Below are 16492 nucleotides of genomic sequence, written 5' to 3'. Positions count from 1 at the left end.
CGTGCGTCACTGAAAATCTGTATTTATCCCAGCAGTACAAAAGTAGATAAATTATCCCAGTTCACAAGCCACAGAGCGTTTTTGTCATAACGCCCGACCGAATTGTCGTATCCCGAAAAGGCAAAATAATATGCCCGGACGCATCGGAAACACTTTTCGTTCGGTAAAAGAATGGCAATCCGGAAAATTTGACCTACTTTTGCAACAATTTCAACAGCTAAAGATGGAATGGCTTAAAGAACTGCTCGTCGAGCACTCGGCTTTACAAGCCGTCGTGGTGATTTCGCTCATCTCGACGCTCGGCATCGGACTGGGAAAAATCCGCTTCTTCGGGATTTCGCTCGGCACGGCCTTCATCTTCTTCGTAGGCATCCTGGCCGGGCATTTCGGGCTGTCGCTCGACCCTGCGATGCTCACCTACGCCGAGAGTTTCGGACTGGTGATTTTCGTCTACGCCCTGGGCCTGCAAGTAGGACCGGGCTTCTTCAGTTCGATGCGCGCCGACGGGCTGCGGCTCGTCTCCCCCGCCATCGCCATCGTACTGCTCGGAACACTCCTGGCCGTAGCCATGAGTTACACTTTCGGGGTCTCGATGTCCGACATGTCGGGCATCCTGTGCGGCGCGACGACCAATACCCCGGCGCTGGGCGCCGCACAGCAGACGTTGCAGCAAATGGGGCTCGACACCAACGGCGCCGCGCTGAGTTGCGCCGTGGCCTATCCGCTGGGCGTCGTGGGCGTAATCCTGGCCATCGTTTTCCTGCGCAAGTTCTTCGTGCGCCCCGCCGACATGCCCGGACCCGACGCCGAACACCGTAAAAACGTCTTCATCGCCAGCTACCGCGTCACCAACCCCGCCATTTTCGGTAAGAGCGTCCACGAAATCGCAACCCAGAGCCACCACCATTTCGTCATCTCGCGCCTGTGGCGCGACGGCCGGGTTTCGATCCCCACTTCGGACAAGACGCTCCGGCAGGACGACGTGATCCTCGTCATCACCACCCCCGGCGAATCCGACGCCCTGCGCCTGATCTTCGGCGAGCAGGAGACAAAAGACTGGAATACGGAAAATATCGACTGGAATGCCGTCGACAGCCAGCTCATTTCGCAGCGCATCCTCGTGACGCGCCCCGAAATCAACGGCAAAAAACTCTCGCAGCTGCGCCTGCGAAACACCTACGGCATCAATATCAGCCGCGTATACCGTTCGGGCGTCCAACTGCTGGCCACCCCCGACCTGCGGTTGCAACTGGGCGACCGACTGACGGTGGTCGGCGAAGCCCAGGCCATCCGCAACGTCGAGAAAATCCTCGGCAACGCCGTCAAGAGCCTCAACGAACCCAATCTCGCAGCGGTGTTCATCGGGCTGATCCTCGGCCTTACGCTGGGGAGCATCCCCATTGCAATTCCCGGCATCTCGATTCCCGTGAAACTGGGTCTTGCAGGCGGTCCGATCATCATCGGTATCCTGATCGGCACGTTCGGTCCCCGGCTCCACATGATCACCTACACCACGCAGAGCGCCAATCTCATGCTGCGCGGACTGGGCCTGTCGATGTACCTCGCATGCCTGGGACTGGACGCCGGAACGCACTTCTTCGCGACGGTCATGCGCCCCGAAGGAGCGCTGTGGCTCGGAATGGGCTTCGCACTGACCTTCGTCCCGGTGGTATTGGTGGGGCTGTTCGCCCTGCGGATACTGAAGGTCGACTTCGGTTCGGTCTCGGGATTGCTGTGCGGCAGCATGGCCAACCCGATGGCGCTCAATTACGCCAACGACACCATCGAAGGCGACAATCCGTCGGTATCCTACGCCACGGTCTATCCCGTCTGCATGTTCCTGCGTGTGATTATCATTCAGGTGATGCTGATGCTGGTGCTTTAGCCTCCGCGGGAGCCGGCTGCACCTGCTGTGGGGCCTGCACGTCCTGCGGAACCGGATTGCGCAGCGACGAAATATCCGCCCCCGAAGGATTCTGGAACACCCGCAGCCCGAATTCGGGAATCACAGCCAGCACATGGTCGAAGACATCGGACTGAATCCCTTCGTAAACAATCCAATCCACCGTATCGGTAAAGAAATAGAGTTGCATCGGCAGTCCGGTCTCCGTGGGCTGCAACTGCCGCACCATCAGCGTCATATCCTTGTTTACGGGAACCTCGTTCTGGAGGTAGCGGACCAGGTAGGCCCGGAAAACCCCGAGGTTGGTCTGGTGCAGGCCGTTGATCCGCCGTTCGCCCGATTGGAAGCCGTGCGCGGCGTTGTACTCCTCGACCCGGCGCTCGGTCTGGTCGATATAGTCGCGGAGCAGGTCGATCGTACGGTAACGGGCCAGCATCTCGGGCGTACAAAAACGCACGCTGGTCATGTCGATCGCCACAGAGCGCATCACGCGGCGCCCGCCCGACAACTGCATGGCGTGCCAGTTGGTAAACGAATCGGTCGTCAGCAGGTAGGGCGGCAGCATGACGATCGTGTTATCCCAGTTGCGTATCTTCACCGTCGTAAGCGACACCTCCTCGACATTGCCGTCGGCCCCGTACTTCGGGACCGAAATCCAGTCCCCGACCTTGAGCATGTCGTTGGCCGAGAGCTGGATGCCCGACACGAAGCCGAGGATGCTGTCGCGGAAAATCAGCATCAGCACAGCCGCCGAAGCGCCCAGCCCGGTCAGCAGGATGGTGGGCGACTTGTCGAGCAGGACCGAAACGATCAGGATGGTGCAGATCAGCAGGACGATGCCCTGCGCCGTCTGCCGCAGGCCTTTGATCGGCTTGTTCTGCCACACGGGCCGCGATGCGGCGATGCGGAACGCGGCATAAAGCAGGGCATTGACAAAACGGAGAACCGTAATGATGATATAGACCTGCATGAACCGCATGACAATGACCCGTTCGGAGGAATCGGTCTCGAAAACCACCGGGAGTACGACAGCGAGCAGGATGGCACTCAGGACGTGGCATACACGCTTGAGTACCGGGACACTGAAAAGCGTATCGTCCCACTTGACGCGCGTGCGCTCGACGAGTTTGCGCACCCCGTGCACAACTCCCATCTGCAACAGCACGTCGAAGAGCACCGCGGCCAATACCACGAGTGCGAAAGCGACCCAGCGGTCGAGGTTGTCGCTGGGGTCCGAGGTGACGCCCAGCCATTCGAGCAGGGCGTGCGTCCAACGTTTCAGAAGCGTTTGCATGCCCGTACCCGTATCAACTTCCGGGCCTCAGCGGAAGCCGGGGCCAAAAAACCGAAAATGACGACGGTACGGAAAACGGAATTACCCGAAAAGTAATTTCACTTCGCCTTCGAAATTGGGCGTGAAAATGCCTTTGCCGAGGTTTTCGAAAATCTCGTCCCGAGACCAGAAACGTCCGCCGTCGAGCTCTTCGCTCGGGCGGATCGTCCCGTCGTAGACCGTGCGGTAGACATGGACCAGTTCGTATTCGCTCTCCGAGCGAAACGGGTAGACGGCAACCTGCCCGGGCGTGAACTCCGTGATGCCGAGTTCCTCGCACACTTCGCGCCGCAGGGCCTCACAAATGGTTTCGCCGTAATCCACATGGCCGCCTACGGCCGTATCCCAGCGTCCTGGCTGGATGTCCTTCCAGGCAGGTCGCTTCTGCAGGTAGAGTTCGCCGCGCGAATTGAAGACGTGGAGGTGCACCACCGGATGCAGAAGCATCGACCCGCCGTGGCATTCGCCGCGCGAGGCTTTGCCGACGACGTTTCCCGCCGTATCGACCACGGGAAAGAGTTCTTCGTTGTTATCGCAATTCATGTCTGGGATATTTGCGGATGTAAACGACGACGGCCAGCAAGCCCAGCAGTACGAAAACCGCCCCCGGCAGGGCCGTGTATTCATATCCGAGTTTGTGGTCGATCGGCAGGCCGCCGCAGAAGGCCCCGACTGCATTGCCGAGGTTGAAGGCTACCTGTACGAGCGCCGCACCGAGCATCTCGCCGCCGCGCGAGTTTTCGAGGATCAGTAATTGCTGGGGCGACGACACGCAGAACAGGCACGCCGTCGTGAGGCACATCAGCGCCACCGAAAGATAAGGGACATGCGCCCCGAAAAAGATGCCCGACAGCGCAAGGAACGCCACGCAGAGCGTGAACCGCACGACCTTTTCAGGCGTGAAGCGGTCGGAAAAGTGGCCGCCGATAATATTCCCGGCGAACATGCCGAACCCGGCCAGCATGATGATCAGCGTCAGGTCTTCGGAACGAAAACCCGAAGTGTGGACCATCAGCGGACTGACATAGCTGTACCAGCAGAAGATGCCGCCGTTGCCGAGCATCACCGAGAGGAGCACCAGCCACGGGGCGAAACTCTTCAGGAAACGGAACTGCCCCTTGAGTCCCGTATCGGGAAGGGCCGGGAGGGCCGGAACCCAGAGTTTCACGAGCAGCAGGGCCACAGCGCCCCACACGGCAACGATGCCGAACGTAGCGCGCCACGTCACGGCAGCGCTGATATAGGTTCCCAGCGGCACACCGAACAGGTTGGCAACGGTCATCCCGACGACCATGATCGACACGGCCTCGGCGCGTTTCCCCTTGTCGGCGATGCGCTCGGCGACGATCGACCCCACGCCGAAGAATGCACCGTGGGGAAGTCCCGAGACGAAACGCATGACCATCAGCGTCCAGTAGTTCGGCGAGAGGGCCGCACAGGTATTACCGATGATAATCAGGCCCACGAGGGCCAGCAGGATGTGTTTCAGCGGTCGCGTGCGGGCCACGACGACCGTAAGCGGCGCACCAAAGCAAACCCCCAGCGCATAGGCGGAAATAAGGTGTCCGGCTTCGGGAATCGTAACCCCGAGGCTGCGGGCGATGTCGGGCAGAATCCCCATCATCACGAACTCCGCCATTCCGAGCGCAAGCGTCCCGAATGCCAGAGCTATCAGACTTTTCTTCATCGGACAGGAATCATTGATTTTTCGAACCGGCTGCAAAAATAACACAAAAAAAGGCGAAATGCTTTTTACATTTCGCCTTTTTTATGACGGAATCCGAAAACGTCCGGTCAGAGTTTCGGTCCCGATTCGCGGGGTTGCCCCACCTCAAATCCCAACGCCCGCATCCACTCCACGGTAGCGGGATCGACCTGATCGATACGGTCGGCCCAGCGGCGCTCCCCGATCAGCTTTTTCTTATGCTCTTCGAGGGCCTTCATCAGGGGGAAAGCGGGATGTTCGAGCTGCGATTTTTCCTCGCGCAGCGAGGGCCGTATCCTGCGGTCGAAGACGGCGCGCTGCGTCGTCGGACGCCGCGCCCCCTCCCACTTGAAACCTTTGAGGTAGAGTTCCTGATCCGCGGGAATCTTGTCCATCGGATAGATGTTCCAGTCGGGATCCTTGCGGTAGACGATCGTCACGACCTGCTTGTCCTCGATGTAGAACGAACAGTCGCCGCTCTCGATGACGCCCATGCCCGTAATCTCGGGCGGTTCGCCGTCCTGCATGTAGTAAATCGTCTGGGCATTGCCGTTCACGTCGTTGCGGTAGATTTCATTGTCGTGGAACCATGCCGTCATCTGCTTGCCGGCCACCTGGTTGTAATGGACCGTATCGAGTTGGGAAACCATCATCGGGCTGCCGATGAACTCGGCATGCGTAACCTGCTGGTTCTCGGTGAATATATCCATCACGTCGGAGGTAATCTGGTTGCCCTGGTTCCACAGCACGGGATCGATGTAGAGGTGGATCGTCGAGTCGATGCTGATGGCCGTCATCGAATCGCAGACCGCCTGGAAATCCGAACGGAAGATGCGCACATCGCGGAAACCCTTCATCAGGCGGTAAATCGAGTCGGCAGATTCGGTGAGCGAATCGACCGAGTCGACCGGAATCAGCATCGCCAACGAGTCTGCGGCCAACGAATCGGACATCTGCATCAGCAGCGAATCCTGCTCCATAGCGTTGCGCCCGATCAGCGAATCAATCTCACGCAATGCCGTAGAATCTGCCGGAATCGGCTTCCCCTTGCGGGCTGCACGGGCCTGGCGGGCACGGAGCTTCGACTCGGCCTTAAGCTTTCGCGCCGCGAGGCGTTTCTCCTCGCGCTCTTTCTGCGCAAGCAGTTTGGCCGTGGTTTTTTCCTGGCGTTTCTGGGCAATTTGCTCCAGCTTTTCTTTCTTGGCCTTGGCGGCGGCAGCCTTCTGGGCCGCTTTCAGTTTATCGGCCTGCTCCTTCAGGTAGGCTTTCCGGGCGTCGCCGACCAGCGTATCGAGCGGATTGATGGCCGGAGCGGCCAGCGAATCGGCGACAGCGGCATTCTGCAACGAGTCGGGAACCTCCGAACGGCCCAGCGAATCGGCTCCCTCGACCGAACCGGAACCCGGCTCCGGCAAAACCGGCCTTCCGAGCGAATCCACCGCAGGATGGCTGCCCGGGAGCGAATCGGCCCGGTGCTGCAAGATTCCGACGGCGGCGGAATCGGTTTTCAGGCGCGCCAGCGAATCGGCTTTGGCGGCCGCAGCGGCCCGGCGCAGGGCATTTTCATTGATCGTAAAGAGGAACATCGAGTCGGCACGCATGAAGAGTGAATCGCCCTGCGAGAGGTCGTAACTCACCACCGAAGGACGGCGCGTGAGGACGGCATTGCCCGGTTCCTTCCAGTATTCGCCATAGTCGCCGAAGGCGATCACCTTGTGCTCGGTGTCGTCCAACTGCAAATCGTGACGCAGGATCACGTGGTCCTTGGCACGGTAAAAATCGAGGCTGTCGCTCCAGATTTCCTGCTTCTCGGTCAGGATATAGCCGTTGCGCGTAACGATGTAAAGCGTATCGGCCTTGTCGTAGGAACCACGATCGGCATAGAGGTAATCGCCGTCCTTGTTCCAGATGTTGGTCCGTTCAAAGAAAAAGGCGTTGTCGGTAGCCATATTGTAGACCACCGAGTCGCCTTTAAGTTCATATTCGTCGTTGCGCATTTCGACGCGGTCGACGGCAATCAGCTCCTTCGTATCGGCATAGTAAAAGCCGCGGACGGATTCGAGCAGGTTCTCGCGGTTGATCATCACCCCGCCGTTGTCGAATTCGCCGACGTTCTCCTTGGTATTGAACAGGAATTTATAGGTGTAGAGCGTAGCGTCGCCGTCGACGACCTTAACGATATCGGAGTAGACCCGGGCCTCGTTCAGGTTACCGTCGTATTCGGCTCGGTCACCGTAAATATACGTGGTATTCTTGTTGATCAGCACATGACCGAAAAACTCGATGCGCATGTCCGAATAACGCACGGCGGAATCGCACGTTATGACTGCGCCGTTATGCTGTGCGGCGAAGTTTCCAACCAGGAAAACCACCGAATCGCCCGGCGCGATGGGACCCATCAGGTCCGATTTGAGGTCGATGAGTTTTTTCTCGCCCTCCTGCTCCGGAGCCTGCTGCATGCTGCCGCGCGCCGCAACCGCAGCGACGGCCAGCACCACAACGGCTATGGACAAGAGCCTGCGCACAGCCTACTTCACCCAATGTTTGTTCTCGAAGTCCCCTTCGCGGAATTCGGGCGTGATGTAGACATACATGCCGTCGATCTTCTTCGAAAGCCACTCCTTGAAGACGCGTTCCTGCTTGTCCTGCAAAGCCATCTCTTCGAGCCGCAGGTAGTCTTCGTTGAGCGAAGCCGTATGCGTCGGGATTATCTCGACCAGTTTGACAATCTTGGCCATCTGGTTGCCGAGCATGTCTTCGGTAAGATAGGCCTCCGAAATCTCGCCGGGCTTCAGCCGGTTCAGGGCATTATAGTCGTCGAGGCTCTTGAAGCGGCCGAAGTCCTCCTTGAGGAATTTCGTGACGGTCAGTTTGGCGTCGAAGGCGTTGAAACGCTCCAGGATGTCGTGGTTCGAGACGATACCGCCGTTCATCTTCGACTGGGCATCGTCCGAATAGAGCAGGGCGGCCTTCTCGAAGGTGATCGAATCCTTGCGGATCAGTTTGACGAGACTGTCGAGCGTATTGAGCGAACCGCCCAGTTCCTCGGTCGTGTAGACCGGACGGAGCAGGATGTGGCGGAAATGATAGAGCCGCCCGCGCTTATCGAGTAACTGAATGATGTGGAAACCGAACTGCGACTCGACCACTTCGGAAATCTGTCCGGGACGCATCTTTTCCAGCGCCGCACCGAATGCGGGATCAAGCTGTTCGATCGTCGAGGGGTCCATCTCGCCGCCGCGCATCATCGTACCCGGGTCCTGCGAATACATGCGGGCGAGGTTTTCGAATTTGGCCTTGCCCGTGATGACACGCTCGCGCATGTCGATCAGCCGTTCGCGGGTGCGCTGCTTGGCAGCGGTCATCGACTTGGGGAACTTGGTAATCTGCGCATAAACGTACTGGTCGGCGACCAGCGGAAGGCTGTCCTTCGAAATCGACTTGTAAAAGCGTTCCACCTCGCCCGGGATTACCGACACCTTGTCCACCACTTCGGTCTGCATCGCATTGGCGTAGGCCTGCTCTTCGTAGCGCTGGCGCATGATCTCGCGAATGTTGAAGATCGGCATGTGGTGCTTGGCCTCCAGCAGGGTGATCGACCCTTCGGTCTCGACCATCTGCTGCACCTGCTCCTCGACGCGCGACATGATGTCGGCATCGTTGACCTTCACCGAGTCGATCTGAGCCTGGTTGTAGAGCAGTTTCTGGGTCATGAGCGCCTCGAGCGCCTCGTTCATCGGGTCGCGGTCGGAGGTGTAACCCTCCTGGCGGCGCTGTTCGGTCAGTTGGCGCGCATAGTCGTCCACCTCGGAGTAGAGGATCGACGACCCGCCCACTACGGCTACCACCTTGTCGAGCATCACCTGCCGTTTCTGTGCAAGGGCGCCTGCGAACAGCAGGGCGAGCGCCACGGCCATTATACCTTTTTTCAACATCTTGATTTCGTTTATCGTTTTATTTGTCTTTCTCTTTCTTTGCTTTTTCATCGGCGAAAACCTTCACTTCGCCGGCCTCCGCAGCCCGGTTGTAAAGCTCCTCCTCGTGACCGCGGATAATCTCGCCCTTGCGCTGGTTGAACAGGATGCGGCGGATCGTCCCGCGCAGCCGTTCGAGCGGAATCGGCTCACCCTCGCGCAGCACGGCATCGATCTGGAAATAGTAGTGTGCATGGCTGTCGCGCATCTCCTGGACGGCATTCGTCGCCAGCACCGAATCGTAGCTCTGCGAACGCAACGTCGGCAGGAAACTCAGGAACTCCGGGAAGTCGATCCACTGATCGCGAAAATCGTCGACCGTGAAATTATTCTTTTCGCAAATATCCCTGAAATCCTGCTGCTGCGCCTCCGAGCGGGCCCCCATCAGCGTCTTGAGCTTCGCGGCCTGCCGGTAACCTTCGTTGAAACGGACGATGCGTCCTTTGACGATCGTGCGGTCCAACTTAAAATCGGCCTTGTGGGCGTTATAATACTCCGCGATCTCGCCGGCGGTAAACACCGTATCGACCAGACGGTCGACATAGTGCTGGTCCAACTGGCGGATCAACAGCGCCTGGCGATACTCCTCCACCATCTTCTCGATATCCTCCGCCGAGGAAGAAAAGAGCATCTCGGCCTCCTGCAATTTCAGTTGCTTGAGCACCCAGCGGTCGATATAAACCTTCATAAAGGCTGCACTGTCGTCGCCGGTAAGCCCCTGCGGGACCACCGAACGCACGTCGCCCAGCCGCAGGTCCTTGCCTCCGGCACGCGCAATGGTCGTGTCGCTGGCAAAATAACGCGGCAGCTCCCGGCAACCCGCCAGCAGCAGCACACCTGCCGCGACCGCTATTTTCGCTCGCAAATTCATATTCCGAAGGGCAAAGATACGTTTTTTACTTGTAAGTAACGCAGTGCAGGGGCGGATTATTACGCCGCAGACGGATTTTTCTCCGTCTCCTTCATGCGCCGCAACGTGCGCACCATCATATAGCCCGAAACGGCGGAGAGCGCCAGCGCCGCAATGTATATCAGCACGTAAAGCGTCCCGCTGCCCACCATATCGATCAGCAGCGCATTGCCGTGCCCGGTGGCCATCGCCAGGTAGGCCACCGCATTGTTCAGGGCATGGAGAATCATCACGGACCACAGCGAATCGGTCGCCAGGTAGACGTAACCCAGCACCAGGCCGATGACTGTGGCGCTGATCACCTGCACGGGCTGGCCGTGCAGCACCCCGAAAAAAAGCGACGAAACGAGCCACGCAGTAGTCACGCCGAACTTGTCACGCAGCGAGCCCAGCACGATGCCGCGGCAAATCAACTCTTCGAAAACCGGGGCGAAGACGACCAGCGAAAGAATGGTCCAGAACCCGCGCCCCACATTGAGCGACAGCTCGGGAAGCAGCCGCAGCAGGGGTTCGAGCACCACACCGACGGCGAAGATCAGCACGAAGGCCCACAGCAGCAGCGCGGGATTGAGCCCCCGGGCCGAAAACCGGGCCCACGTTCCGCGGCCGCCGCGCGCGCGACGATAATAGAGGAGGCCCAGCAGCGTCAGCGACATCGACCCGAAATAGAGCACGGCCATCAACTTGCCCATGGCCTCAGGTTCGAGCGATTTGAAATCGAACCCGTAACCGGCGAAGATCATGAAGAGCACCGCCACGGTTCCTACGACGATCTGCGCCCCGAGGGCGATGCCCAGCATGGCCAGCATATCGCCCACTGTCGGGAATTTCCGGCGGTTCGAACCGTCCTCCGCCATTGCCGTTTCAGGGATCTGTCCCGGGGCTGCGGACTCCGCTGCGGAAGCCGGCGTTTTTTTTTCTTCCATAGTATCGTGTAACTATCAATTCATTCCGTCTCCAAAGATAAGCAATTTTCCGCAACGGTTATGGATTTCCATTTAATTTCATTAAATTTGCCTGCTTATAAACCAATTCAAACATGGCAAAGGTAATCGCATTAGCCAATCAGAAAGGCGGCGTGGGCAAAACCACAACGGCCATCAACTTAGCGGCTTCGCTGGCCCTGCTGGGCAAAAAAGTGCTGCTGCTGGACGCCGATCCGCAGGCGAACGCCACCTCGGGACTGGGCTTCGATATCAACCTCGAAGGCATCTACGAGTGTATCGCCGGACAGAAACAGGCCGAGGAGGTGATCCTCGCCAGCCCCGATGTCAAGAAACTCTGGGTCCTCCCCTCGTCGATCGACCTGGTGGCTGCGGATACCGAACTGCCGAAAATGGAGAACGCCCATCACGTGATGAAACGCATCGTCGACTCGGTGCGCGAGAAGTTCGACTACATCTTCATCGACTGCTCGCCGTCGCTGGGTTACACCACGGTCAACATCCTCACCGCCGCCGACACGGTGCTGATCCCCGTGCAGTGCGAATACCTCGCCCTGGAAGGCCTCTCCAAACTCCTGAACACCATCCGCAAAGTCAAGAGCGGCCTGAACCCCGGGCTCGACATCGAAGGCTTCGTGCTGACGATGTACATGCGCAACCGCCTGAACAACCAGGTGGTGACCGAGGTACGGGAGCACTTCGGTTCCCTGGCCTACGACACAATAATCCAGCGTAATATCCGTTTGGGAGAAGCCCCCTCGCACGGCAAGCCCGTGATGCTTTACGACGCAGGGGCCGTCGGCTCGGAGAACTACCTGGCCCTGGCCCGGGAGTTTTTGAAACGCAACCGCAAAAGCAGTAAATAAACAAATACCGATATGAAACAGAAGGGATTAGGACGCGGGCTCGACGCCATTTTCGGCAGCGACCCCGTGGATGCCAAGCTCAAACCGATGAGCCAGATGGCCGAAATTGAAATCGCCGACATCATACCCAACCCCACGCAGCCGCGCACGCAGTTCGACGAGGAGGCCCTCGACGAACTGGCCGATTCGATCCGCCAGTTAGGGGTCATCCAGCCCGTGACGGTGAAGAAATCCGACGACGGCAAATACATCATCATCAGCGGCGAACGCCGCTGGCGGGCCGCGCAGCGCGCCGACCTGCGGACCCTCCCGGCCTACATCCGCGAGGTGGACGACGAAAACCTGCACGCCATGGCCCTCGTGGAGAATATCCAGCGGCAGGACCTCAACGCCATCGAAATCGCGCTGGGCATGCAGCGCCTGATCGACGAGTGCAACCTCACACAGGACGCCCTGTCGGAGAAGGTGGGCAAGAAACGTTCGTCGGTATCGAACTACCTGCGCCTGCTGAAACTCCCCGACGAAGTCCAATTGGCGCTCAAAGAGGGTCTGATCTCGATGGGGCACGCCAAAGCCATCGCCGGAGCACCTGCCGAAGAGCAGTTGCGCATGCTGAAAAAGTGTATCAAAAAGGGTCTTTCGGTACGCCAGATCGAAGAACTGGTCCGCACGCTCTCCGACTCCCCGGCCAAAGAGGCACAGAATGTGGAGGACGAAGAGTATCCCGAAAGCTACCTGAAACTGGTCGAACAACTCGAAAAGTTCTTCTCCCAGGAGATAGCGATCAAACGGACGAAGAACGGCGGCGGCAAAATCGTCATCGGCTTCAGCAACGACAAGGACATCGAAGAGTTCATCGAACGTTTCGCAAAACGCTCTTGATAATCATATGGTGACAATCCGGTTCAGACTTCTGCTCCTCGTCGCAGCCCTCACGCTGTGGCTGCCTGCCGGGGCGCAGCTCCATCGCGGCGCGCGTACCGTCGTCCGCGGCGGCCAGTTCGAAAAACCGGATTCACTCAAAGGCCGGCGCGACTCGCTCCGTCTGGCAGATCTTGTGCAGCAGATAGACTCGATAGCGGCACTCGACTACGCCGCCGACTCGGCAGCCGTCGCAGCCCTGCGTACCGACGACCTGCACTTCCTCGACTCGGTGGCCCTGGCGCGCTTCGACGCCGTACGACAGGGCATCGACACGGCGGCCAAGCCCCTCGTCTACAAAAAAGGCTGGTTCATAAGCGACTCGATGTCGCTTTCCAAAGTCTGCTGGATTTCGACCGTAATCCCCGGCTACGGACAGATTTACAACAAGCAATATTGGAAACTGCCGATCCTCTACGGACTGGTAGGAACCGGACTGGGGCTTTACATCCACGAGAACAAGACCTACAAACCGCTCAAACGCGAATTCGAATCCTATACGGATGCGAACCTTTCGCGTACGCCCGAACTCGACGCCCTCCAGTCCAAAATGATCCGCAGCAACACGCGGCGGCAGATGTACCTGGGCGTCACGATCGCCTCGTACATCTATTTCATCGGCGATGCGGCGGTGAGTTACAAGACCAATGACGTGTCGGATGTCAAAAAAGCCACCACGCTGGCCTGCATCTTCCCCGGCGCGGGACAGATTTACAACAAAAGCTACTGGAAAGTGCCGTTCGTCATCGGCGGATTCGCCTCGATGATCTACTGTATCGACTGGAACAACCGCGGTTACCAGCGTTTCAAGAAGGCCTACAACCTGCTGAGCGACTACGAGAAGAATCCCGACAAATACCCCAACGGCCCTACCGACGAGTTCCAGGGCCGCTACTCGGCCTCCTACATCCGCAACCTGAGGAACAACTACCGGCGCAACCGCGACCTGTGTATCATCCTCTCGGGCGCGCTGTACGTCCTGCAGATCGTCGACGCCCATGTCGATGCCCACCTGAAAGACTACGACATCTCGGACGACCTCTCGATGAACCTCGAACCGCTGGTGGATTACACTTACATCCCCAATCTCGGAAGCAACCGCCCGGTATTCGGCTTCAACCTGAGCCTCAAATTTTAGACGATGAAGAAACTCCTGACCATAGTGCTGCTTCTCGCTGTCGCCGCGTCGGCGTCGGCCCTCGACCGCAGCCCCCGCAAGAAAAAACGCGACAAAAAAGCCCAGACCGAAACCGCCGTCCCGGCAGCCGTTCCCGAAGTGGAAAAGGTCCCCGCACCCCAGCCTGAGCCTGGACCTGCGGAAGAACCCATCGTCAACGACATGACGCTGGGATTCACCCCCGAACAAACCGATTCGCTGCTGGCTGCATGGCGTGAGCGCCAGCGACAGGACGCTTACAGCGAGTTTTTCAAACAATACATCCTCGAAGATTCCACCGAGGTCATGGACAACACGCCCGACTCGGTCTATGCCCGGAGGCTGCTCGACCTCGCGTCGCCGATCCAGTTCCCCTACAACAGCATCGTAAAGGGGTACATCAACCGATACACCAACTCCCGCTACGGAACGATCAGCCGCATCCTCGGCATGTCGCAATACTATTTTCCGATCATCGAGGAGGAACTGCTCCGCGAAGGACTGCCCGTCGAACTGCGCGCACTGCCGATCATCGAGTCGGCGCTCTCCACGACAGCCGTATCGCCCATGGGAGCCGTCGGACTGTGGCAGTTCATGCCCACGACCGGCAAGAGCTACGGACTCGAAATCAACTCGCTCGTCGACGAACGCCGCGATCCCTACCGCGCCACGCAGGCCGCCTGCCGCTACCTGAAAGACCTCTTCGCCATCTATAACGACTGGTCGCTGGCCATCGCCGCCTACAACTGCGGACCGGGCAATGTCAACAAAGCCATCGCCCGTTCGGGCGGCAAGAATTTCTGGGAGATTTACGACTACCTGCCCCGCGAGACACGCGGCTATGTGCCCGCCTTCATCGGCGCATCATATGCCTACGCCTACCACCGCCAGCACGGCATCGAACCGACCGAAGCCCCGATTCCGCTCTCGGTGGACACGGTCCGGATCAACAAACTGATGCACCTGGAACAAATCTCCTCGACGATCGATCTGCCGATCGAAACCCTGCGCCAGCTCAATCCGCAATACAAACTCGACATCATCCCGGCGACAACCAAATCCTATGCACTGGTCCTGCCGCAGCGTTATGTCATGCAATACATCGCCCACGAGCCTGAAATCTACGCCAAAGACTCGATGTACCTCAAGGAATACATCAACCCGGCCAACCTCGACAAGAAACGCCAGGAGCGCAGCGGATCGGTCTATGTGGTCAAGAAGGGCGACACGCTGGGCGCCATCGCCCGCCGCTACCGCGTAACCACGACGCAGATCATGCGCTGGAACAACCTCAAGAGCGCCCACAAACTCCGCATCGGACAAAAACTCCGCATCGAAGGCAGGTAATGAATACCGATCACGATACCATCGTCGCCCCTGCAACCGCCGCCGGAGGGGCCATTGCCGTCATCCGCATCAGCGGCGGAGAGGCCTTTGCCGTCTGCGACCGGATATTCCGCGCCCGTCGGCCGTTGGCCGAAGCCGACGGGTATACCGTGCATTACGGTACGATCGCCGACGGCGACCGCGTGATCGACGACGTACTGGCGACCGTTTTCCGCGCTCCGCACTCCTATACGGGCGAAGATTCGGTCGAAATCTCGTGCCACGGTTCCTCTTACATCGTCTCTGAAATCCTTCGCCTGCTGACCGCCGCAGGCGGACGCATGGCCCAGCCGGGCGAATTCACCATCCGCGCCTACCTGGCCGGAAAACTCGACCTCTCGCAGGCCGAAGCCGTCGCCGACATGATCGCCTCGTCGTCGCGGGCCGCACATGCGCTGGCCTCGACACAGATGCGCGGCGGATACTCCGAAGAGCTCGAAGCCCTGCGCGGGAAATTGTTGAACCTGACCTCGCTGCTCGAGCTCGAGCTCGACTTTTCGGAAGAAGACGTGGAGTTCGCCGACCGGACGGCTCTGCGCGAAACGATGCTGCGCATCGCTGCGGAGATCGACCGCCTGCGCAGTTCGTTTTCGCTGGGCAACGCCATCAAGGAAGGTGTCGCCGTAGCCATTGCCGGAGCCCCGAACGTCGGAAAATCGACGCTGCTGAACCGCCTGTTGAATGAGGAGCGCGCCATGGTCTCAGAGATCGCCGGAACCACGCGCGACGTGATCGAAGAGTGTGCCAACATCGGCGGCGTGCTCTTCAGGTTCCTCGACACGGCCGGAATCCGCTCGACCGACGACCGCCTCGAACGCATGGGAATCGAACGCACGATGTCGAGCATCGAACGGGCGCAGATCGTCATTCACATGGTCGACGCATCGGCACTCGCAGGGCCTGTTCCCGCCCCCGGTTTCCCGCTTCGGCCCGGGCAGAAACTCCTGACCGTAATCAATAAACTCGACAAAGCTCCCGTAGCGCAGCAACTGCCCGAAGGGGCCATCGGCATCTCGGCGAAACATGGTAAAGGCATCGACACCCTGTGCGACGCCCTGCGCTGCGCCGTCGACACCGAAGCGCTCTACCACGGCGACCCGGTCGTTTCGAACAGCCGCCACTACGAGGCCCTCACGGCGGCCTGCGAAGCGTTGGGCCACGCCCTCGACGGCCTCGCGAACAGCCTTCCGACCGATCTGCTGAGCGAAGAAATCCGCCAGGTCATCACCCTCCTCGGCGCCATCACCGGCCGCGGCGCCATCGCCCCCGATGAAATCCTGCAAAACATCTTTTCGAAATTTTGCATCGGCAAATAGGAGCCGATAACCAACGATCAACAACACTCAGTAACGATTACTTAGGCGCTCATTCAGAGCGCCTAACAGCGTTTGCAC

General features: G+C 59.0%; 13 protein-coding genes. 6 read left to right on the top strand and 7 right to left on the bottom strand.

What is annotated here, in order from left to right; translation table 11 throughout:
• Window positions 1–223 precede the first annotated feature (223 nt).
• Window positions 224–1885 (top strand): putative transporter, encoded by a 1662-nt coding sequence (locus KG007_RS09885; protein ID WP_213348566.1) that lies wholly within the window; start codon window positions 224–226, stop codon window positions 1883–1885.
• On the opposite strand, the gene KG007_RS09880 is transcribed toward KG007_RS09885, so the two are convergent.
• From KG007_RS09880 to KG007_RS09850, 7 genes are all read right to left on the bottom strand, one after another.
• Window positions 1854–3197 carry a mechanosensitive ion channel family protein gene (locus tag KG007_RS09880; RefSeq protein WP_195461122.1) on the bottom strand — a complete coding sequence of 448 codons (1344 nt, stop codon included), beginning with the start codon at window positions 3195–3197 and terminating at the stop codon, window positions 1854–1856. The two genes, KG007_RS09885 and KG007_RS09880, sit on opposite strands and share 32 nt — an antisense overlap.
• Before the next feature lie 81 nt (window positions 3198–3278).
• The gene (locus KG007_RS09875; RefSeq protein ID WP_213348564.1) at window positions 3279–3779 is read right to left on the bottom strand and encodes an NUDIX hydrolase; all 501 of its coding nucleotides are present in this window, start codon (window positions 3777–3779) and stop codon (window positions 3279–3281) included.
• On the bottom strand, window positions 3766–4923 hold the full coding sequence (gene araJ, locus KG007_RS09870; RefSeq protein WP_213348562.1) for an MFS transporter AraJ: 1158 nt from the start codon (window positions 4921–4923) through the stop codon (window positions 3766–3768). The genes KG007_RS09875 and araJ overlap by 14 nt, the downstream gene beginning before the upstream one ends.
• Before the next feature lie 107 nt (window positions 4924–5030).
• Window positions 5031–7466 carry an OstA-like protein gene (locus KG007_RS09865; RefSeq protein WP_213348560.1) on the bottom strand — a complete coding sequence of 812 codons (2436 nt, stop codon included), beginning with the start codon at window positions 7464–7466 and terminating at the stop codon, window positions 5031–5033.
• 3 nt (window positions 7467–7469) lie between these two features.
• Complete coding sequence (locus KG007_RS09860; RefSeq protein WP_213348558.1) at window positions 7470–8876, bottom strand: peptidylprolyl isomerase; 1407 nt, start codon at window positions 8874–8876, stop codon at window positions 7470–7472.
• 19 nt (window positions 8877–8895) lie between these two features.
• Window positions 8896–9786 (bottom strand): hypothetical protein, encoded by an 891-nt coding sequence (locus KG007_RS09855; RefSeq protein WP_213348556.1) that lies wholly within the window; start codon window positions 9784–9786, stop codon window positions 8896–8898.
• A gap of 59 nt (window positions 9787–9845) precedes the next feature.
• Window positions 9846–10751, bottom strand: coding sequence for a CPBP family intramembrane glutamic endopeptidase (locus KG007_RS09850; RefSeq protein ID WP_213348554.1), 906 nt, complete (start codon window positions 10749–10751; stop codon window positions 9846–9848).
• A 113-nt stretch (window positions 10752–10864) separates the two neighbouring features.
• On the opposite strand from KG007_RS09850, the gene KG007_RS09845 reads away from it, so the two are divergent.
• From KG007_RS09845 to mnmE, 5 genes are read left to right on the top strand one after another with little or no spacing between them, the layout of a single operon-like run.
• The gene (locus KG007_RS09845; protein WP_195461115.1) at window positions 10865–11635 is read left to right on the top strand and encodes a ParA family protein; all 771 of its coding nucleotides are present in this window, start codon (window positions 10865–10867) and stop codon (window positions 11633–11635) included.
• Window positions 11636–11647: 12 nt separating this feature from the next.
• A complete protein-coding gene (locus KG007_RS09840; RefSeq protein ID WP_195461114.1) occupies window positions 11648–12517 on the top strand; it encodes a ParB/RepB/Spo0J family partition protein in 870 nt (289 codons plus the stop codon).
• Between the two features lie 7 nt (window positions 12518–12524).
• A complete protein-coding gene (locus KG007_RS09835) occupies window positions 12525–13694 on the top strand; it encodes a DUF5683 domain-containing protein (RefSeq protein WP_195461113.1) in 1170 nt (389 codons plus the stop codon).
• A gap of 3 nt (window positions 13695–13697) precedes the next feature.
• Window positions 13698–15059 carry a lytic transglycosylase domain-containing protein gene (locus KG007_RS09830; RefSeq protein ID WP_213348552.1) on the top strand — a complete coding sequence of 454 codons (1362 nt, stop codon included), beginning with the start codon at window positions 13698–13700 and terminating at the stop codon, window positions 15057–15059.
• Window positions 15059–16414 carry a tRNA uridine-5-carboxymethylaminomethyl(34) synthesis GTPase MnmE gene (gene mnmE, locus KG007_RS09825; protein WP_213348550.1) on the top strand — a complete coding sequence of 452 codons (1356 nt, stop codon included), beginning with the start codon at window positions 15059–15061 and terminating at the stop codon, window positions 16412–16414. The genes KG007_RS09830 and mnmE overlap by 1 nt, the downstream gene beginning before the upstream one ends.
• Window positions 16415–16492: the final 78 nt, after the last annotated feature.

It is taken from the genome of Alistipes montrealensis, from assembly GCF_018362775.1.
Taxonomy (GTDB): Bacteria; Bacteroidota; Bacteroidia; order Bacteroidales; family Rikenellaceae; genus Alistipes; species Alistipes montrealensis.
Note: the sequence above shows the minus strand (reverse complement) of the source record. Positions and strands in the feature narration are given on the sequence as shown.

Coding starts and splice junctions, on each gene's coding strand:
- KG007_RS09885 (WP_213348566.1), top strand. CDS start 224: ATGGAATGGCTTAAAGAACTGCTCGTCGAGCACTCGGCTTTACAAGCC.
- KG007_RS09880 (WP_195461122.1), bottom strand. CDS start 3,197: ATGCAAACGCTTCTGAAACGTTGGACGCACGCCCTGCTCGAATGGCTG.
- KG007_RS09875 (WP_213348564.1), bottom strand. CDS start 3,779: ATGAATTGCGATAACAACGAAGAACTCTTTCCCGTGGTCGATACGGCG.
- araJ (WP_213348562.1), bottom strand. CDS start 4,923: ATGAAGAAAAGTCTGATAGCTCTGGCATTCGGGACGCTTGCGCTCGGA.
- KG007_RS09860 (WP_213348558.1), bottom strand. CDS start 8,876: ATGTTGAAAAAAGGTATAATGGCCGTGGCGCTCGCCCTGCTGTTCGCA.
- KG007_RS09855 (WP_213348556.1), bottom strand. CDS start 9,786: ATGAATTTGCGAGCGAAAATAGCGGTCGCGGCAGGTGTGCTGCTGCTG.
- KG007_RS09850 (WP_213348554.1), bottom strand. CDS start 10,751: ATGGAAGAAAAAAAAACGCCGGCTTCCGCAGCGGAGTCCGCAGCCCCG.
- KG007_RS09845 (WP_195461115.1), top strand. CDS start 10,865: ATGGCAAAGGTAATCGCATTAGCCAATCAGAAAGGCGGCGTGGGCAAA.
- KG007_RS09840 (WP_195461114.1), top strand. CDS start 11,648: ATGAAACAGAAGGGATTAGGACGCGGGCTCGACGCCATTTTCGGCAGC.
- KG007_RS09835 (WP_195461113.1), top strand. CDS start 12,525: ATGGTGACAATCCGGTTCAGACTTCTGCTCCTCGTCGCAGCCCTCACG.
- KG007_RS09830 (WP_213348552.1), top strand. CDS start 13,698: ATGAAGAAACTCCTGACCATAGTGCTGCTTCTCGCTGTCGCCGCGTCG.
- mnmE (WP_213348550.1), top strand. CDS start 15,059: ATGAATACCGATCACGATACCATCGTCGCCCCTGCAACCGCCGCCGGA.